The organism is Enterococcus raffinosus (assembly GCF_001886185.1).
Classification (GTDB): Bacteria; Bacillota; Bacilli; order Lactobacillales; family Enterococcaceae; genus Enterococcus_A; species Enterococcus_A raffinosus.
Genome location: NZ_JXLA01000002.1, coordinates 150,766 through 170,890 on the forward strand (window position 1 = coordinate 150,766; position 20,125 = coordinate 170,890).

Below are 20,125 nucleotides of genomic sequence, written 5' to 3' on the forward strand. Positions count from 1 at the left end.
TTAGTAAACATTATAAGGTAAACAACAAGTCAAGGGAGGAACTACTATGAAACAAAGTTATGTAGAATTTGATAAAGATACAGAAGTTTTTCATTTACGCAACAATGAAATCTCTTACATTCTGAAGGTTGAAGAGGACGGCGTCTTAAATCACTTATACTTCGGGAAGGCTATTCAACATTACAGCGGCAACAAAACCTACTTACGCAGAGATCGAGGTTTTTCTGGCAATGTACCGGGCAATGCTGAAAGGGCTTACTCGAAAGACACATTGCCGCAAGAATACTCCAGTCACGGTTCCATGGATTATCGTTTACCAGCTACCATCATTCGCCGAGAAAACGGATCGAACTTGCATGATTTCCGCTTTTCTGATTATCGGATCGAAGCCGGCAAACCAGAACTCGAAGGACTGCCACACTCTTATGTACGAAATGAAGAGGAGTCTACTACTCTAATCGTGATTTTAAAAGATCGGGATCAAGAAATCTATCTAGAGTTGGCCTATACGATTTATCATGAGCGACCAGTGATTACTCGCTCGGTCAAAGTTCTAAATAGAACCAGAGAATCGATCGTTCTAGAGAAAATCGCTTCGATGCAGACGGATCTGACGAACAGCGGTATTTACGATGAAGTCATCTCGTTGCCTGGTGCCCATTTAAGAGAACGCCAGATCCATCGCGAACCCATCCATTCTGGTATCCAGAGCTTCGAAAGCCGCCGCGGCGCATCTAGTCATCACATGAACAGCTTCATCGCTTTAGTGAACCATGATACAAATGAAATCAGCGGTCCAGCGATTGGAATACATCTCGTTTATTCCGGTAATCATGCCTTTCAATTGGAAAAAGATCAGATTGATCAAGTGAGAGTCCTGGCCGGAATCAATGATTACAATTTTTCATGGTCGCTTTCTCCAGGCGAGGTTTTTCAAACACCAGAAGTCATTATGGCTTATTCTGATCAAGGGTTAAACGGTATGAGCGGCAGTCTTCATCATTTATTGCGTGAAAGAGTCGCCCGAGGGATGCATCAGTTCAAAGAACGCCCCATTTTAGTAAACAATTGGGAAGCAACCTATTTCGATTTTGACAGTCAAAAAATTGAACAGATTGTTGACGAAGCAGCGGAATTAGGCATTGAAATGTTTGTGTTGGATGATGGTTGGTTCGGACATCGTGACTCAGATAATTCCTCATTGGGAGACTGGTTTGAATATGAGGGCAAGCTAAAAAATGGGATCAAAGGCATCGCAGACTATGTTCATCAGAAGGGGATGCAGTTCGGTCTTTGGTTTGAACCGGAAATGATTTCTATTGATTCCCAGCTTTATAAAGAGCATCCAGATTACTTGATGCAAGAGCCAAATCGTACACCATCTGCTTCTCGTGATCAGCATCTCTTAGATATGGGACGCCAGGAAGTTCGGCAAGCAATCGAAAAACAACTTTGCGCAATTTTAGATGAGATCCCCATTGATTACGTAAAATGGGATATGAATCGTAGTTTATCAGATGTCTACTCAATCCAATGTTCAGCGGAAAATCAAGGAGAAACCGCGCATCGCCACATTTTAGGCGTCTATGAATTATTGGAGCATCTAGTAAATCGCTATCCAAAAATTTTATGGGAAGGCTGCTCTGGCGGCGGCGGGCGATTCGATGCTGGGTTCCTTTATTACATGCCCCAGTCTTGGCCAACAGATAATACCGATGCCGTCGAGCGTTTGAAAATTCAGTATGGGACGAGCTTAGCTTATCCAATCTCATCCATGACCGCTCATGTTTCTGCTGTACCAAATCACCAAACGGGACGAATCACCTCCTTGAAAACAAGGGGAGATGTCGCTATGAGTGGCGTCTTTGGCTACGAATTAGACCTGACGGAAATGACTGAAAAGGAAAAAGTGATTGTGAAGGAACAAGTTCAACAATACCAAGCCATTCGGCCACTGGTCCAGTTCGGAGAGTTTTATCGCTTGAATAGTCCTTTTGAGGGAAATTTAACCGCTTGGATGTTTGTTTCACCAGACAAAACAGAGGCATTGGTCATGATGGCTCGCACTTTAGCCTCTGCCCAACCCGTTTTCCATGAAGTCTTTTTAACTGGTTTAGAGACAACGGCTCGCTATCAAGAACAGAAAACAGGTCAATTTTATTTTGGGGATGAACTAATGACCCTTGGTGTAAACGTTCCAGATTTTTATGGAGACTTCCAAACAACACTGCTCCATTTAAAGAAAGTGTAGGAGGAAAAAAACATGATTAACAAAAATAGTTTTATGACTCGTTTGTCCATATTGTCAATCTCACTTTTATTAACAAGTGCTTTGTCCATCAACGGGGCATTGCCGCAGATGCGAGCAGCTCTTTCCATGACAACCACTCAAGTCGAACTGGTCGCGACCTTACCTGCATTGGCAGTCGTAGTATTTGTCGTTCTTTCCAGCTTCATCGCCGAAAAAATCGGAACCAAACGAACCGTCCAGCTAGGGTTGATCCTAGTTGGGGTCGGTGGGGGAGTCGCTCCCTTGTTTCTAAACAGCTATGTTCCTATCCTAATCAGTCGATTTGTCTTAGGGGCGGGATTCGGTCTATTCAATTCACTTGCTGTTTCCATTATTAATCTGCTTTTTCAAGAAGAGCCAGAAGAGCGCGCAGCCTTACTAGGATATCGCGGCGCAGCAGAAAACATCGGCAATGCCGGGCTGACACTATTAGCAGGAGCATTATTATCCTTCGGCTGGAGATTTTCCTTCAGCGTGTATCTTATTGCTTTCCCGATCTTGCTGCTATTTACTCTTTTTGTTCCAGAAATTAAGGAGACAAAAAAAACAAGCACCAGTAAAAAAGGCGAGCTTAAACTTTCTGTCTATTTGTTAGCGCTTTTTGCCTTGTTTTTAGTAATGACCTTTGTGGCGATCGGTGTTCGTTTTCCTACAATGGTCACGAATATCAAAGGAGCCACTTACAATGCCTCAACCTTCTTAGCAGTAATGCCTATCATTGGAATCGTCACTGGTTCATTATTTGGCTTTTTCAATCGGCTGTTAGGAGAGAAGTGTTTATATCTTGGCTTGGTTTTATTAGCTTTGGCTACTTTTCTGATCGCTATTTCCGAAACAAATTTTGCGTTATTGCTAATTGGCTACTTTATCAGTGGGATTCCCGGTAGTTTGATCTTTCCATTCATTTACAATTCGTTAAATCTATATGCATCACCAGCAAGAATGACCGCCGCGACCTCCATTATTTTAATCGGCTGCAATCTAGGAAATTTTATTGCACCATTCGGCTTAAGTACCTTGCAATTTCTCTCTGGTTCATCGGATCTTTTCGCGCCATTCAAACTATTAAGTATCCTAATCGTCATTATCCTAGCAGGTATTTTTCTCAAAAAAAAGTATCCCTTGCAACATAAAGTTATGCATGGAGGAAAAAATCTTGACTGATAAACTTTTGCGGAACCAAATGGATTCAGGTGAGACTTACTATGAAACCAGCGAATTGAAGAAGGAACAGGCTTTTTACCGTGACTTGCTTTTCCAATTCAATCATACTTTACCAAGCAAAACACAAAAAAAGGGGACACTTTTAGACAAACTTTTAGGCAGCTTCGGTGAAGGTTCCTATATTGAACAACCATTTCACGCTAACTGGGGAAAGAATACGTATATTGGAAAGAATGTCTATGCGAATTTCGGTTTATCGCTCGTAGACGATACAAAAATCGAGATCCACGACGATGTCATGATCGGTCCCAACGTCACACTTTGTGCCGGGACTCATCCGCTATCACCAGAACTTCGCCTAAAAAAAGCCCAATACAATTTGCCTATAACGATTGAAAAAAACGTCTGGCTCGGTGCGGGAGTGATCCTTTTACCAGGTGTCACGATCGGTGCAAATACAGTCATTGGCGCCGGCAGTCTCGTCACAAAAGATCTTCCCAAAAATGTTGTTGCTTTTGGTACGCCGTGTGAGGTAGTTAAGCCAATTGAATAGCTCGTCAAAGATAGATTCGGATGGATCTATCTTTTTTTATAAAATCAACGCCGGGCATATTCATAGATTTAAAAAGCTGGAGTACGTTAGAATGGTTTTATCAACAGAAAGAAGGACGCTTATGAATACTCAGGATCTAATAGAAGAATATCTCCTAGATAAAAAGAGCCGAGTAAAATTATCAATTCTTCAATTTTTAGCAGACAATCCTTTTTATATAACCCGTGAGTACTTAGCAGAACATTTCGAAATGTCCTCACTTAATTTTTCCCTGTACCTCAAAGAGTTGGAGAAGGACCTTTTGTCGCTGGAATTAAGCACCCAGCCACTTTTAAAAAGAAACCACTTCATCCGAACCAATCTTCCTTATAAGGATTTAGCGGAGTATTACTATCGTTTGCTTGTTGACTACTGTGAACAATCAACGAACTATAATATTCTCATTTCTTTATTACGAAAAGACACAAACTCTGTCTTGAGTATCAGTGAGAATACAAATTTCAGTGTTTCCTATATTTATTCGCGAATGAAAGCCATCAATGCGTTTCTTTTTTACTATGGGATCAAGGTCGATTTTTCAAAGCCGGGGAAGAAAACCATCGAAGGCAATGAGCTGCAGCTACATTACTGCATCATTGATATTTATTGGAATATCCATTCCAATATTGACATTCATTTCAATGCTGCTGTTTGTCAACGCGTCCTGCCGACTTTAAACCTTTACGTTAAAGAGGAAGCCATCCAAAACCTGGAAAAGGGCATGTTGGATAAGTTGTATATATTGATTGATCTATGCTTGAAAAATTTCCCAATCAACTCATTAGATGTTATTCGAACACAGCTTCAAGCTCTGCCAATTTCTGAGTTGTTTTCTCACGCATATTTTGACATTCTAAAACCTGAAGCTCCTGTAAGTAGTGAGCTACATACGATCATCAATACACTCTCCCGATTGCTCATCTCAAAGACGGAGACGAGTGAGATCAATCTTATTCAATACGAGCTGCTGTTAAAAATGAACATTCCTCATTTTAATTATGCAAAAGATTTACTTGAAAGCTTTGTTCAGCAATTTGACTTAGTAATTCCTGAAAACGATAAAATTATTTATACACTTAACTTTTTTAGAAATCAAATTTACTTCGAGGTATTAACCGAGAATCAGCCTAATACCATGATGGCGAGCTATAGTATCTATGACGAAAAAGCGCAAAACGATGTAAAAAATAAAATTAAACAGTTCTATCAAACATTCAAGCACCAAAAAAAGACCGATTATCCGTTCATCCTGTATCAAAAACAACAATGGCTGTTGGAGGATCTAATCCACATTTATGATCGGTACAGTAAAAAGAAAAGAATCATCATCGGTGTGAATTTTACTCGAGATTACTATATTAATGATGATCTCTGTTCTCAAATAGAGCAGCATTTCGGAACAGAGAACGTTTTTTTAAAGAAAAAGGTCATGAAAAGCTGTGACATTATTATTAGCGACTGTCTAATCAGTGATCTACCTGAAAAAACAAAAATTATCTACCTGATCGATGGTGACATTACTTCAAAAAAAATCAAACATATGTTTCGTCAGCTATCTGATCATCTTTTTGATTTACACCAAGAGTAGCTTGTAGGTTTTCTACTATTTACTCTTTTTTTCTATTAAAATAGCAGAATCCATCTGCCAACTTCTTCTTTATTATAGAAAAAAACAAAGGAGGAGAAAACTGATGGTAACTATTTTACTTGGAAACTCATGCACCTCATGTCGAAAAACGAAGGCGTGGTTTCAGGCATACGATATCCCATTTTCAGAAAGAAATATCGATCATGAGCCTTTAACAAAGGAAGAGCTAAAACAATTAATCACACTTTGTCCCAACGGTGTTGATAAGATCATTTCCAGAAAATCAAAAATATATCAGAAGCTGAACATTGATTTTGAGGAGCTTTCCTTTAACCAATTGCTTGTGCTCCTAAATCAGTATCCAAAGTTGGTCAAGCGTCCGATTATTTATGACGATAAGAAAATACAAATCGGCTTTAACGAAGAGGAGATACGTACGCTGCTGCCACAGGAGATCAAACAGAGGACCAGAAATTACTTGTACAAGGTAAATACAACGATGCTTTATGAAGATTTGCTAGCTCTACAGAAAACTGAATATTTTTCATGATAAGAACCTACATATGCAGTAATAGGTTGAGGCATCTTCCATAAAAATAAATTAGGCTGGAAGTCTACAATACTTTCAGCCTAATTTTTATGCTTAAAACTCTTATTCTAGATTCGCATGAAACTGCCATAAGGAAGGCAAATCAATTTTTTTCTCATCAACAATCATTAAAGCTATAGTATCACCAACTAACAGCAAGGATTGTTCAAACAGGCTAGTCATTGGTTGTATTGAAAGTTTCTCTTGCGATTCTCTCTTCCCAGAAGCCGGAATTCTCACAAATACGTCTGTGTATTGTGCCATAGAACTAGCTGGATTTATTCCTAGATGTGCGACTTTTGCGTGGAATTTTTTCGCCTTTGAAGCAATAAACAATGGAAATCCTGTTTCTCCACTTCCCGATCCAACAATGAGTAAGTCTTTATCAGTAATTGCCGGCTCGGTGATTTGTCCAACAACAACTGTATCATAACCTAGATGGTTCAACCTTTTCGCGATCGCTTGTAAAGATAATAAAACTCGACCTACACCAACAAAAAAAATTCGTTCTGCCTGATCAATACTATCCATTAACTCTTGAACTTGTGAAGAATCCACCTGATCTAAAACATTTGATAATTCATGTATTATTTTTTTTTCATAAACAGTAAACATATGGACAAGCTCCTTATAGATTAATTTTTTAAAAGTCGTTTACTTTCTACGTCGACTGACGCTGAAGAGTGTTCTTTTTTCAGCTGATTGCGATACCAGATAAAGACTACGATATATGCGGCAATACCGATAATTGCTATTCCTAGTTTTGACAGATCAAAAGTCTTGAAACCTTGACCAAGAAATACAGCAATCATTTTTTCAATTGGATTCGAATCAATTGATGTAAATAATTGTCCTTTATCTAATCCTGCTGGAAAATTATTCATTGCAATAGAAGCCGAGGTAATAAAGCTTGCAACCATCGTGGCTGACCAGAGGTAAATAGGAATAAGAATGGTACCAATCAATGTCATTCGAATCACGCGTCCTCCAGTAACAATAAGTAAGGCGGGAGTTAAAACGGTCATTAATATACCACCCAAGGGCATAACCTTGTTTCCAGGTAAAACCATCGCAACGATCAACAAGATAGGTGCCAAAATATTTACTACTGCCCAAACCTCAGCTCTTGAAGCCACAATCGGCCAGTCTATTGCAATTAGAAGTTTTCTACCACGAAGTCGTTTACCCATCATTTTTTGAACACCATTCGACAAGGGTTCAATAGCAGGCCCAAACCATCCTCCAACGAGTCCAAATAACTCCAATGCCACACCTCCAGTAAAAGCAAGGGAGAATATCTCTGCGACAGATTGTTTTCCAAGGATACCGATAAAGACACCTAAATAAGAGCCGATAGCGAATTTACTTCCCCAAAATCCAATTTTTTTGTTCAGTGTTTCAGCATCAAAATCATACTTATCGATGAAAGGTAAGAAGATGTCAATTAATCGGTTAATAATCATAGCAAAAGGAGCGATCAGAAAACTCGGATGTGCGGTTGTTGTGATATTCACATCATCGTAGTCCAATAATTTATTAATCGCCGGCTTCATTGCATCAGCATTCAATAGCATCATGACATAAATGAAAAGAACGAAAAATGATGTAAGTACAATATTTTTAGAATAGTAATTGATTAAAAGCCCAATGATGGAAATATTCCAAATATTGAATAAATCGACATTTAATGTTTCAGTTGCCTTCATTATGAGCATGAGAATATTCAAAACGATACAAATAAAGGCAAAATAGAGAGTATAGATGGAGCCCCACGTGATTACCGCAAGAGGAGCCCAACCTAAATCAGTGATAGACAATGCGATGCCAGTGGAAGATACAAAATTATTCAGTGCTGGTCCAAAAGCTTCAGTTAGCAAAGAAATAATGGCGCTCATCCCCGTTAACGCGACGGCCATTCGCAATCCACCTTCAATTGCTTTAGGAATCGGAGCTTTGAAAGCGATTGCCAAAATGGTTAAAACAATAAACATCATTGCTGCGCCACCTAGACCAATAAAAGAGTTGAACAACATATCTAAGGTATCAATCATTTAAATTTACCTCCAAAATCAAATTTGTAATTGTTTACGTAATCGGTTACGTTGGTTGTGGCCTGAGTGTATCATCATCCGTCAAAATTGACAAGAGCGTTTTCAAAAGAAAAAAAATTTATGCTATAATACGAGGAAGGTAATCTCTAGAAAGAATAGTGATATATAGGGATTTATCTCATGTGCTGAATGCTGAAAAAAAATTCAAAAAATATTTATCTGAGTTTTAGCACGTTGACAAATTTTAAAATAGCGTTATCATAATTACGTAATCGTTTACGGAGGTTGAAATGGCAACAATAAAAGATATTGCAAAAATGGCAGGTGTTTCAACTGCTACAGTTTCTAGAATTATTAATGGTAAGGGTGAAGCAAAAAAAGAAACGATTGAACGTGTAATGAAATTAGTAGATGAATTGGATTATCAACCAAATCGATTAGCTAAATCATTGTCACAGGGAAAATCTGACTTAATTGGCATTATGGTTCCTAACTTGAAAAATCCGTTTTTCGGAGAGCTAGTAACTTGTATTGAAGAAACTGCAACTAAATATGGTTTACAAATTCTTTTGTGTGATACCAACGATAGTCGAGAAAAGGTGGAGTATTTTTTAGACGCAATTGCGGACAATTACGCCTTTGGGGCAGTTATCTGTACATTACAGGTAACTGAAAAGGATCTAGAAAAATTACAAAATCGCGGTGTTCATACAGTAACTGTTGATCGTTCCTATTTTAATCATGCGTATTCCTCCGTCAATATCAACCAACTAAATGGTGCCTTCTTGGCGACAAATCATTTAATTGACGCAGGGGCTAGAGATATTCTTTTTGTCACAGGGCCTGATGACGACGTCCTATCGATTGAAAGAGAGAAAGGTTATCGAATGGCTCTAAAATCAAAAAAGTTAGCCGAGAATCATATCCTATACGGAGATTATTCTTTAGAATCTGGCTTTAAACTAATGAAAAAAGCGATTCGAGAATTTGCAAAAATCGACGGTGTTTATGCTGCGAATGATTTAATGGCCATCGGAGCTCTACGTGCATGCTTGGATCTCAATATTTCAGTTCCTGAAGAGATAAAAATCATTGGAAACGATAATCTGATGATCGATGACTACATTGAACCCAAACTAACAAGCATATCACAAAAGAATGAAGTTGTTAGCGAACTAGTTATTAAAGAACTATTAGCTCTAAGAAATGATAATGCCAAGCCAAAAAAACAAATGCTTGAACCTACCTTGGTAATTCGTAAAACCACATAAACGAATAAAGCGAGGGAATACAATGAAATATGATGTTGTAGTAATGGGTAGTATCAATATGGACATTCTAGTTTTTGTCAACGATTTTCCAAATTTCAGTGAAAACGTTGTTGCAAAAGGAATGGTCACACAAGCTGGAGGAAAAGGCGCTAATCAAGCAGTTGCTGTGGCGAAACAGGGAGTAACACACGCTTTTCTGGGTGCTATTGGAAACGATGATTTTGGCACTCAAATGAAAAGAATTTTGTCTGATAAGGGAGTAGACATCAGTCACTTAATTATTAAGAAAGATGTGCCCACTGGTGCTGCTGTTGGGATCGTTGATCACACAGGAGAGAATACATTTTTGGGCTCATTAGCTGCAAATATGGCAATAACCTCTGTTGAAATTAAAAATAGCTTCGAAAGCATTGAAGGAAACATTTTTTTATTACAAATGGAAACAAGCAAAGAGTCCATTTTGACTGCTTTAGAGGCAGCGAAAAATAAAAACATGTATATAATTTTAGATCCAGCTCCAGAAGGCTGTTTCTTTGAAGAAGCTTTGGGTTATGCAGACTTGGTCACTCCAAACAGTCATGAAACTGAAAAAATTACGGGAATCAAGGTTGAATCAATTGAAGATGCAAAAAAAGCTGCAAAGATTATAGCTGACAAGGGTGTGCCAAACGTCATTGTAAAAATGGGGAGCAAAGGTAGCTTACTGTTTGAGAGTAAAAAAGATCACTACACCTTTGTAGAGGCCAAAAAAGTAAAAACGATAGATACAGTTGGGGCTGGAGATACATTTGCTGGTGTATTAGCCTCAGTATTATCCGAAAATCCAGAGAGCCTTCATTATGCAATGAAAGTTGCGACTCAAGCCTCAGCGCTAAAAGTCTCAAGAGAGGGTGGACAGGATGCCATTCCAACAAGAAAAGAACTCATGCAATTCGATTATTAAAAAGAAGTATAGTACTTTTTTTGGAGGAATAATGAAATGACTAAACTGCTATGCCCCTCAATGATGTGTGCCAATTATGAAAATCTGAAAGACGAGGTTAGAAAGCTGGACGATGCTGAAGTAGATATTTTCCACATGGACATCATGGATGGTTTATTTGTTCCAAACTTCGCGCTTGGACTTGAAGACTTCAAAGTGGTTCGTAAAAATACTAAAAAGCTGGTCGATGCTCACTTAATGATTACAAACCCCAATGACTACGTAGAAATGTTCGCTGACATGGGAGCCGATATTATCTATATACACCCAGAAACAGATAAATTTCCAATTCAAACGATTGAAAAGATCAAGAGTAAAGGAAAATTGCCTGGATTAGCAATAAATCCTGAAACATCAATAGAAATGGTTAAAGAACTGTTTCCCTTGATTGATTATTTACTAGTAATGACAGTGCCGGCAGGTTTTTCTGGTCAGAAATTTTTGGATTTTGTTTTGACCAAAATCGAAGGACTTACTGAATATAAGAAAAAATTTAGTTTCAAATTAATTGTTGATGGCGCTGTTTCATCTGAAAAGATTCCTATTTTGAGTAAAAGTGGTGTAGATGGTTTCGTTTTAGGAACATCTGCTTTATTTAACAAAGAAGAGGAATACTCCACATTGATTCGTAACTTAAAATCCTTGTAAGCACAATGATAAAAGCAACTTAAGCATCCATTGAATCAACAGTAAAAATTCAAAAAAGCCGATGAAATGACTCTCGTTGTCATTTCATCGGCTTTTCATATCTTCAAATTCTCATTACGTCCACAAATCATCGATAACTGATCGTTTCTCTTTTTTTACGATATGGGTATAGATTTCTGTGGCTGAGGTGCCTCGCTGGCCTAAGATTTCACTGACGGTTTTTAGGTTTTTCGTCTTTCTGAAGGCCATGGTGCCGACGCTGTGGCGCAGCTTGTGAGGGGTCGTTCGCTTCCCGAAAGCGGTGGAATATTTGTCGATCATCTTTTCAATCGAGCCGCCTTCCATTCGTTTCGCCACATTTTTATGCTTGGTTAGAAAAAGAGCGGGGATGGAATCATCCGCATTATACAAACTCTTTCTTTGATCGACATATTCCTGAATGTAATCAATAAAGATAGGAGAGATCATCGCATGGTCCATTGTGTCACCTTTGCGTTGAACTTGAATATACAAGCCATCATAGTTCAAGTCGTTAACATTTGTATTCACCAGCTCAGATAAACGTATGCCTGATCCAAGAAACAAAGCCAAAATCGCCGTATCTCGGATACGATTTTTTTCATAAGCGGTCTTGGCTTGGCGTGAAGTCAGCGTATTCCCATATCCAGCATAGACATACTCGACAAAATCAATCGCGTCGGAATCAAGGTAGAGCATTTTCTCAATTTTATCCTTTCGCACCGCATCAGAGGCATCAACGCCGCCATTTTCGATATTAATCATAATATTTCTTCGCAGCATGGGACGGATGACATATTGACCGGTTTGCTCATCAAACTCCTCAATTTCTTCATTTGATAAATATTTAAAGAGGGAACGAAGGGCGGTAATACTTCGTTGCACCGTAACCTTCAATCGATGGGTATTTCTTTCACTCAAGGGGGCTTGAGAAACGTCCGTCTCTGATTTTCCTTCAAATGTCCGTTTAGGGGATTGATTTAAAAAGGACTTGTACAACACAATTTTATCTTTGTTTAATCGTTCAAAATCTTCCAAGCGAATCTCAGAAATATCATTTACACGAATGATTTGCTCGGAAGAGAGCCAGCTAAGAAATCTACGATATTCCTTTGAATATTCGTACAACGTATTCGTTGAGCGGGGAATAGCTTCCAAATATAAGAGGTACCTTTGGATAAAGTCCGGCAGCTTTTCGAATTCTTTTTCGTAGCGTTCTCTCAATAATTCTCGACTCATTCGATTCAGTCCTTTCATTTTTTAGTAGGAGAGGGAACTCAACCTCTAACTATACTATAATTGGTATATACCAATTTGTCAAATATAAAATAACCAATATATGACAATGATACGAGGGGATAGCTATAGAATAAAGTTTATATATTACTGAAAAATGGTTCTTTTTGTAAAGCATAAGATATAGAGAGCAATCATAAAATAACGATAATAAAATGATAGGAGAGGAGCTTTCAAATTTTATTTCAGCAAACCAAATACAATTCGAAACTTTATCTTATTTAAATTAGATCATTTTCTAAATTGATTTAGGCTTGAACGGATTGATTTTAAAGGAAATATCGACACATCAGAGATGTTTTATTAATTATTCGAGGTTTCATTTGGGCGTAATTTAGTATGAACGTGCTTAAACTCGAATCATAATAAAAATGTGCTACACATTAAAATCAGGCTAAAAAAGCTCAAATCAGCCATATTTTACTAATCCTGGTACAATAATTTTTATGCTTTCGGGAAAATAGATATTGTTACGAAAACATAATTTCTTCTTGTTCGACGTCTTCAGCCATCAGATCCGCCATTCTTGTGTCGATCTTCCAAACTAACTTCATCTCATACAAAATCAATTAAATGAACATGTAGTTATGCGCCAGTTGTTACTAGATTCAATTCTCATGTCTTATTAACCTAGTTTGGGGCTAATTCATTGTCAATCGTCGTTCTGTGATCAACTGGTGCACATGATCGTACAACGAATCATCTGAACTCGTTTCAGATTGCTTCAACTGATCATTCATTATTCATTTAATTGCTGCTTAATGTTAAAAATCATTTCTTCTATTAAATAAAAAATGATTCGTGCTCTAAAAATTAAAGTCAAATTTTTCTACAAAAAATTTCATTGCTGCTAATTAAAAACAAAAAATATCTCATCAGTTAATTCTTATCAAAATCCTAGCTTAATCAGCTCTTTCGTTTTTCCTCTTTTATGGTTTGAGAAAAACTAACATTATTCTCAAACCATAAAATGTCTTCTCACCACTTGATTGAACATAAAAAAGCAATCGGACATTGGATGACGTCCGATTGCTAGGCTCTACATAATTCTTACATTCATTTTTGAAGTGATTAATTTATTAATTATGTTCGGCATTCAAAAAAGGATTTTCATTTAAACTTACTTGAATAAAAACTAACGGATCAGAAATTAGTTGGAATACGTCAGCGTTAGGATATACTCATAATAAACTAGACCTTTTACGGTGAAAAAAACTACTTCTTTACTTTTACGACTTTTTTGCTATTTCCTTCTACTAGAATTGCTTCATTGTTACGTATCGGACAGATAGTTAATTCGTTTCTATAGTTATCTTTAATCTCTTTGCTGATCTCTTTAAAAGGAATCTCATTGTCGTGTGGCAACGTATAAAAATCTACAACACCTAATCCATCATAAGAAACCAACTCTGGCGCTTTCTCTGGAGAATCCATATTTTGGATATACTGAATTGTTTTAGACAAAATAATTGCGCCAGCAGATTCTCCAATATAGAGCTTGCCATTTGCTATCTCCCTTTTAATAATGATGTCAGCTCCGCTTTTTTTTAGCTCCTGCATCAAATAGAAGCTATTTCCACCAGAAACATAAATAAAATCATTTCCTCTTAATTTTTGCTCCACAATATCTCTTTGCTCAACAGAAATATCCAATTCATCAACGATTAACCCCTTTTTTTCCAAAGCCTTCTTCCCTGCATTCACATAAAACTTTACTTTTTCAACCTTACTTGCTGTAGGAATGAAAGTAACTGTTTTTCCCTGTAATACGGTCTCAAAAGATATCAATTCATCTGAAACATCCGCAAATGACGATACTAAAAATAATTTACTCTGTGCCATAATAAAACTCCCTCTCAATATGATAGACTAAGTATACGATTCAAAGGTGTCAGTTTATGACACTTATAAAGGAGTCTATATGAAAAAATCAGAACGTATTCAGCAAGAACTTTTTTTCGTAAATAGTCATAAAGAATTCAACCTAACTGATATAATGCGCGAATTTCAGATTTCTAGAAGTACAGCATTAAGAGATTTAGCTGAACTGGAGCGTTTAGGTGTACCGATGTATGTTAAAAATGGAAGATACGGTGGATACAAAGTCCTTCCCTCTTCACTATTACCGCCAATTTATTTTACAGAGGCAGAAATTTTTAGTGTGTTTTTTTCAATGCAGCTTTTAAGCCTGTTATCTGGATCACCGTTTGGCAGCGAGTATTCCACTATCCAAAGAAAACTATTTAACACTTTCAGTGCTGAGAAACAAAAGCGGATAGCCCAGGCAACTGATTCTGTGCATTATATGGGCATACATCAAATTGAAACCACGAAAAATTTAGAAGCATTGTTTGCCAGCATTTTAAAAAAGGAACCCCTCAAAATTTTATATACTCGCTATACAAAAAAAGTTAAGCGAATTTTGCCTATTCGCCTAACTTTAATGGATGGCTATTGGTATTGCATCGCCATAGATATAGAAAAAAAAGAAAAGAGAACCTATCGCTGCGACTATATAGAGGATATTGAAATAGAATTGGATTATCCGTCCCCTCTCTCTGAAGAAGAAACGGAAAAAATCTTAACTACACAGGAAAAGGAATACCGAGATATCCCCTTTAGGGTGCGCTTATCTGGTAAGGGAAAAGAATACTTCTTAAGAAATTCATTTCCAAATATGAGACTCGAAGCTAAAGAAAATGACATTCTTCTTGTGGGAGAGTTTAATAATAATGAGCTTCCCTTTTTTACCAATTATTTTCTCGGGTTTGGTGAACATGCGGAAATACTAGAACCAGAAATACTAAGACAAGAATATACGAAGTTGATCGAAAAACTATTAAGCAGGTACAAGTTGTAACCTTTTATATCTGTTTTGAACTAAGAAAACTCGTTTTAGTATTTATGATGAAAACAATGCTTTATGTAGAGAAAGAGGATGTCCGATTCGAATGAAGGCTCTCCTGAAAAAACACTAATAGACCGACAAGCTTTCAAAAGCAAGTCGGTCTATTCAAATGCATAGTAACATTCATTTGCGTTTGAAAATTTCTTTCCATGCGAAATGTTTTTATTCCCTCACACAAATCTTCCACTATCCTACTTTATCGTCTTTTTCAAGTTAATCAGTGCAACGGCTACTTGCAAGCTTTCTTCGTCTTGAATCGGAATCAGCACAGCGTTTAATTTGCCTGATTTCTGAATTGATGCATCGTTGGCTTCAAGCTTGCTGAATAATTCGTTAGCGACAAGCTGCGGCCAAACCCTTTCACCAAAATAGACGGTCACCTTTACACCGGTTTCCCAAATGGAGATCCAGCCGAGGTTTTTCTTTTTGAATAGGATTTTACTCAGCCAATTGTGGCCGTCGTTGTAATAGTTCCAGTCCTCTTGAAAAGAATACTCATGAATCGACTCTAATAACTGTTGATACAGCAGCAAATCTTTTTCAGATAGATGGTTCGCTAAATTTTCAATGGTGGGAAATTCTTCTTTGTCCTTTAGTATGGGTTTCATTGATACCGCCTCCTTTTTATTTTAGTGTATCAAGTAAAACTTGTAAGCCAGTGTCAAGTTCTGTATTTGTTTAGCAGTTTTTCAATGCGATCCGCCATTTTTTTACGATATTCTGGCGGGTCTAGGATCTCTAAATGATCACCAAATGAGAAAAGATAGTTCATCGTTGACTCATCATCGGAAAAACGAATGGTCACTATCGTCGTACCATCTTCCCTTTGAATTATGTTTTCAAATTCTTCTTGGACGCGATACGCCATGGCTTCATCAAAGGACAACGTCAGTTCAACGACATTTTCTGGCGGTGTCTGCTTTTCTGAGAAGACCTTTTTAGGGACCTCACGTACAAAAGTATCAGATAATCGTCTTAACTCCCGAATTCTAGTAATTTTAAATAATCGGCATTCTCCTCTTAAGCGGCAAAAAGCGTAAAGATACCAAGCTTTCTCGCGAAAAACGAGTTTTAAGGGTTCAAGTTCTCGTTGGGTGTACTGGCTTTTGCTGCTGAGGTAGCTGATTTGGATAACTTGTTTCGTAAGAATGGCCCGCTGAAGCTCTTCGAAAAGGTGCGTACGTTGACCGCTCCAATCTGTAAAATCAATTTCCAGCCAATCTATCGGGTCTTTTTTGAAAAGTCTGCTGAGCTTCGAAGCTAACGGACTCGTCGTTGTTCCGTTAGTGAGCATGAGATTTTGGAGGGCAAGTAAAATTTCTCTTTGTTCATCGTCAGAAACTAGCTGCTTATCCAGAACATAATTTTCCTGAATGAAGATGCCACCGCCTTTTCCTCTAACCGCATATATGGGGACACCAGCCGCACTCAACGCATCGATGTCGCGATAAATTGTTCGAGGGGAGACTTCAAACATTTCCGCCAGCTCTGGTGCAGTGATGGAGCCCTTTTCTAATAAGATAAAAAGAATCTGTAATAATCGACTTTCAATCATTTTCCGCTCTCCTCTTCTCCTCTAGCTTAGCACGAAAAACAAGTAAAAAGCGAACTGGGATATGACAACACTTCCCAGCTCACTTCTGTTTATCACTAATTAAATCTCAATTTCCCGCATTTTCTCTGTCACTTGAACCATTTTCTCCTCTAAATTCAAGTCATCTTCTGGGAAAAATTGCATTTCGCTGACGATCTGACCGTCACTCATAAAGAGCACACGCTGCGTTTGAGCAGCGACCTTGGCGTCATGGGTTACCAAACAAATCGCGGTTCCCTGCTGGTTGATTTCCGACAGGAGAGTCATGATTTCTTGGGCGGACTTAGAATTCAACGCCCCTGTAGGTTCGTCTCCGAAAATAATTTGCGGATCACCCATAAGCGCCCGACAAATTCCTGCTCGCTGCAGCTGTCCGCCAGAAACTTGTGTAATGTCCCGCTGCTCAAGACCAGCGATTCCCATCTTTTCCATCAATGTTTGCCCTTTTTTCATTAAATTACCGGCTTGTTTTTCATTGCCTTTTTGAGCAGGCAGCACGATATTATCCAATACATTCAAATTCTTTAATAAGGTAGGCTGTTGAAAAACAAAGCCCATTTGCTTTCTTCGCAGATCCGCTAAGGCATTTTCTGAGAGCGTTGCTAATTCCTTGCCATCAAACTGGACACTGCCCTCATCTATTTCGTCCATACCGCTTAGGGCAAACATCAAAGTAGTTTTCCCTGAGCCTGAAGGTCCCATGATCGAGACAAATTCTCCCGCTTCAATTTCCACTGAAACATTTCGCAGAATCTTTTCTTGTCCAAAAGACTTTTCGATATTTGTACCAACTATCATTTTTTTCATCGTCATCATTCCTTTATATTATCGCTGATTTTTATTTTTTGTAATGAAGCTGTCGCTAGCGTTGTAGCAAGTAGTGTGACTAGCAGCATGCCCACTGGACAGAGAACAAAACTGACTAGCGGATTGATTGAAAAGCGGAAGGTGCTGACCCCCATCATAGACATCGCTACCCCCGCCACTTGTCCACCTAACGTACTTGCTAGAAGTGTTCCAACAACGGTTCCCAAAATAACAATCAGTAAGGAACGCATGAAGTATTGTTGGCGAATATCTTGGTTTGTAAAGCCTAGTGCTTTTAAAACCGCCAGTTCATGACGATCTTTTGCCAGCAGCATCTTAATGAACAATAATACGATCAAAGCGGTAATGACTAACGCGACAATCGCCGCTACTTTTGCGGCGGCAGCAACTGTTTGGATAGTCGATCCATAGGTCTGTTGCATATAATGCTTGATATCTGAAACCTTGGCATAGCTGAATTTTGTACTATATTTTTTTGCGATTTGTCTCGGTGTCACGTCACTTTTCACATTGGCGCTGATCGTACACCACATGGTTGCGGCGTTTCGATCAGTAAAGGCCGCTTTCGCTGTTTTCCCACCATTGGTCACATCAGAATAAATGCCGCATACCTTTAGTTTTTTATTTCCCTGTGAAGTCTGAATCGTTAAAGTACTATTCAGCGTTTTTTCTATGTCATCTGATAAGGCGCTTGATAACGCGATTTCATTAGACTTTGTAGGTGCTTTTCCTTCAGTATATTCGACTGGAAAGACGCGATGGTTTCCTAGTTTAATTTTTAATCGATCCTCTGCCTTGTCCTTTTTCATTAACGAGAAAGCCTTCGTCGTCAATGCCACCGACTTGGTTATTTGGTTGTCTTTTTCCAAGGTATCCATAACCTCCGCAGTTTTTTCCGGAATATTCTCGGTTTGCTGGATATCCAAACGCAAATCAGATTGCCCGATGCCCATGTAGCGAGAAAAGCTGTCAGATGACACCGTACTATATAAATTTTGCGGCAAAATCAAGATGAAGGAAGACAGTAACAACACCATAAACAGGGTTAAATAAAGCCGCTTCCGTGATAAAACATCCTTGATCCCTAATAAAGCATTCACCTTAGGAAAGGTGCAGCCCGCAAGCTTGAAGCCTTTTCCCCCTCGAACGCGGTCTTGTGACGCGCCGAAGCGAATAGCCGATGCCGCAGAAATTTTTCGGAAACGTCGCAATACTAGATTGACATAAAGCATGACACCCGCGAAAATCAGTCCCGTTCCTAAAAGTCCTACCAAAAGCGATAAGCCTTGATTGCCGCTTTTTCCCATATAAAGCTGGATGTTTTGTAATAGCATCCCTCGAAAAGCAAAGGAAAGCAGATAGCCCAAGAAACAGCCGACCAACCCAATCGCCGCGTATTTTACTAAATACAAGCGTTTCACATCAGAATTTCGCAGCCCAATCGCTTTTAAGACACCTATCTCTGGGTAATCGTCTTCAATTTTTGATAGCAGCGTAAAACGAATACATAGAAAGGCGACTGCCAACATCAATAAGCTGACAAGTAAAATAACCGCAATCATCACACCATCAGATAACGCGTTCATCATACGAAAGAGTGTATCTGTCAACGCCGGTCCATTTGCTGGAAGTTCGGCTTTTAGATACGCTGTTTCCAGCGCACTAATTTTCTCCGTATCCTTGACACGATACTCAATCAAGTATTCGACGCTGCCGTGTTTCTCAAGTGCTTGATAGTCCTTTTGATTTACAATAAAGCGTTTGGATGATGAAAGAGAGGCATTCATCTGTGAATCACGGATAAAACCTGCGACCTTCAGCTTGTGCCCGTTGACTTCTACTGAATCGCCTTTTTTAGCCATTCCTTCTCGCTCATAAAGAATCGGTAAATAGACCTCTCCAACTGCTGGCTGAACAATCCGATCCTTTGTATCAACCAGAAAATCAAATTTTTCACTTTGTACCGAGAAGCCATTGTCCTGAACGCTGTCCGTCATCGCTTTTCCTGCAATGAACAGCTCACTATTCTCGACATTCAAGAAATCCAACACTTGCCATTCGTCTATGTTTGGCTGAGATTGGGCAAAAGTCTCTAGTTTTCCTTGATTGATCGCCCCTGAATGCATCTGCATAAAATGCGGTATCTTCGCCCGTTCCATCATCCCGTCAATGGAACCCGCCAGATTGATGACTAAAATTGCCGCCAACGAGACCAGCATTGCTGTAATGGCGATAAAGATCGTCGTCGCAGCCGTCACCAGCTTGCTTTTCTTAATGTCATTTGTGATTAACCTACCATACATAAA

17 protein-coding genes are annotated in these 20,125 nt (G+C 38.6%); 9 read left to right on the top strand and 8 right to left on the bottom strand.

From position 1 onward, the window contains the following. Window positions 1-46 precede the first annotated feature (46 nt). The 5 genes from RV13_RS01635 (at window position 47) to spx (ending at window position 6,184) form a co-directional block, all read left to right on the top strand. Window positions 47-2,251: an alpha-galactosidase gene (locus RV13_RS01635; RefSeq protein WP_010743507.1), complete on the top strand. Its 2,205-nt coding sequence runs from the start codon at window positions 47-49 to the stop codon at window positions 2,249-2,251. Window positions 2,252-2,263: 12 nt separating this feature from the next. Next, entirely contained in the window at window positions 2,264-3,454 is a 1,191-nt protein-coding gene (locus RV13_RS01640; RefSeq protein WP_010743508.1) for an MFS transporter, read from the top strand. Further along, a complete protein-coding gene (locus RV13_RS01645; protein WP_035016078.1) occupies window positions 3,432-4,007 on the top strand; it encodes a sugar O-acetyltransferase in 576 nt (191 codons plus the stop codon). Before RV13_RS01640 ends, RV13_RS01645 begins: the two co-directional genes overlap by 23 nt. 121 nt (window positions 4,008-4,128) lie before the next feature. Continuing rightward, on the top strand, window positions 4,129-5,634 hold the full coding sequence (locus tag RV13_RS01650; protein ID WP_010743510.1) for a helix-turn-helix domain-containing protein: 1,506 nt from the start codon (window positions 4,129-4,131) through the stop codon (window positions 5,632-5,634). A 103-nt stretch (window positions 5,635-5,737) separates the two neighbouring features. Then, window positions 5,738-6,184 carry a transcriptional regulator Spx gene (gene spx, locus RV13_RS01655; protein WP_010743511.1) on the top strand — a complete coding sequence of 149 codons (447 nt, stop codon included), beginning with the start codon at window positions 5,738-5,740 and terminating at the stop codon, window positions 6,182-6,184. Window positions 6,185-6,286: 102 nt separating this feature from the next. Here the strand turns inward: spx and hxlB are convergent, their stop codons facing one another. Together hxlB and RV13_RS01665 are read right to left on the bottom strand one after the other, a co-directional pair. Beyond that, a complete protein-coding gene (gene hxlB / locus RV13_RS01660; RefSeq protein WP_010743512.1) occupies window positions 6,287-6,838 on the bottom strand; it encodes a 6-phospho-3-hexuloisomerase in 552 nt (183 codons plus the stop codon). A 20-nt stretch (window positions 6,839-6,858) separates the two neighbouring features. Then, window positions 6,859-8,274: a PTS transporter subunit IIC gene (locus tag RV13_RS01665; RefSeq protein WP_010743513.1), complete on the bottom strand. Its 1,416-nt coding sequence runs from the start codon at window positions 8,272-8,274 to the stop codon at window positions 6,859-6,861. Window positions 8,275-8,564: 290 nt separating this feature from the next. Here RV13_RS01665 and RV13_RS01670 point away from each other — a divergent pair, with 290 nt between their 5' ends. Genes RV13_RS01670 through RV13_RS01680 form a run of 3 tightly spaced genes read left to right on the top strand, consistent with a single transcriptional unit; the run spans window position 8,565 to window position 11,175 of the window. Beyond that, complete coding sequence (locus tag RV13_RS01670) at window positions 8,565-9,545, top strand: LacI family DNA-binding transcriptional regulator (RefSeq protein WP_010743514.1); 981 nt, start codon at window positions 8,565-8,567, stop codon at window positions 9,543-9,545. A 22-nt stretch (window positions 9,546-9,567) separates the two neighbouring features. Next, on the top strand, window positions 9,568-10,488 hold the full coding sequence (locus tag RV13_RS01675) for a ribokinase (protein ID WP_010743515.1): 921 nt from the start codon (window positions 9,568-9,570) through the stop codon (window positions 10,486-10,488). A gap of 36 nt (window positions 10,489-10,524) precedes the next feature. Then, the gene (locus RV13_RS01680) at window positions 10,525-11,175 is read left to right on the top strand and encodes a ribulose-phosphate 3-epimerase (protein WP_010743516.1); all 651 of its coding nucleotides are present in this window, start codon (window positions 10,525-10,527) and stop codon (window positions 11,173-11,175) included. A gap of 114 nt (window positions 11,176-11,289) precedes the next feature. Here the strand turns inward: RV13_RS01680 and xerS are convergent, their stop codons facing one another. Beyond that, window positions 11,290-12,432, bottom strand: coding sequence for a tyrosine recombinase XerS (gene xerS / locus RV13_RS01685; protein WP_010743517.1), 1,143 nt, complete (start codon window positions 12,430-12,432; stop codon window positions 11,290-11,292). 1,272 nt (window positions 12,433-13,704) lie between these two features. Further along, window positions 13,705-14,331 carry a Type 1 glutamine amidotransferase-like domain-containing protein gene (locus RV13_RS01690; protein WP_028020419.1) on the bottom strand — a complete coding sequence of 209 codons (627 nt, stop codon included), beginning with the start codon at window positions 14,329-14,331 and terminating at the stop codon, window positions 13,705-13,707. Window positions 14,332-14,410: 79 nt separating this feature from the next. On the opposite strand from RV13_RS01690, the gene RV13_RS01695 reads away from it, so the two are divergent. Further along, window positions 14,411-15,349, top strand: coding sequence for a helix-turn-helix transcriptional regulator (locus RV13_RS01695; RefSeq protein ID WP_010743519.1), 939 nt, complete (start codon window positions 14,411-14,413; stop codon window positions 15,347-15,349). A gap of 239 nt (window positions 15,350-15,588) precedes the next feature. On the opposite strand, the gene RV13_RS01700 is transcribed toward RV13_RS01695, so the two are convergent. The 4 genes from RV13_RS01700 to RV13_RS01715 form a co-directional block, all read right to left on the bottom strand. Further along, complete coding sequence (locus tag RV13_RS01700; protein WP_010743520.1) at window positions 15,589-16,005, bottom strand: DUF3788 family protein; 417 nt, start codon at window positions 16,003-16,005, stop codon at window positions 15,589-15,591. Window positions 16,006-16,058: 53 nt separating this feature from the next. Continuing rightward, the gene (locus RV13_RS01705) at window positions 16,059-16,952 is read right to left on the bottom strand and encodes a helix-turn-helix transcriptional regulator (protein ID WP_028020420.1); all 894 of its coding nucleotides are present in this window, start codon (window positions 16,950-16,952) and stop codon (window positions 16,059-16,061) included. Between the two features lie 99 nt (window positions 16,953-17,051). Beyond that, window positions 17,052-17,798 carry an ABC transporter ATP-binding protein gene (locus tag RV13_RS01710; protein WP_010743522.1) on the bottom strand — a complete coding sequence of 249 codons (747 nt, stop codon included), beginning with the start codon at window positions 17,796-17,798 and terminating at the stop codon, window positions 17,052-17,054. Between the two features lie 5 nt (window positions 17,799-17,803). Then, window positions 17,804-20,122 carry an ABC transporter permease gene (locus tag RV13_RS01715; RefSeq protein ID WP_060789036.1) on the bottom strand — a complete coding sequence of 773 codons (2,319 nt, stop codon included), beginning with the start codon at window positions 20,120-20,122 and terminating at the stop codon, window positions 17,804-17,806. Window positions 20,123-20,125: the final 3 nt, after the last annotated feature.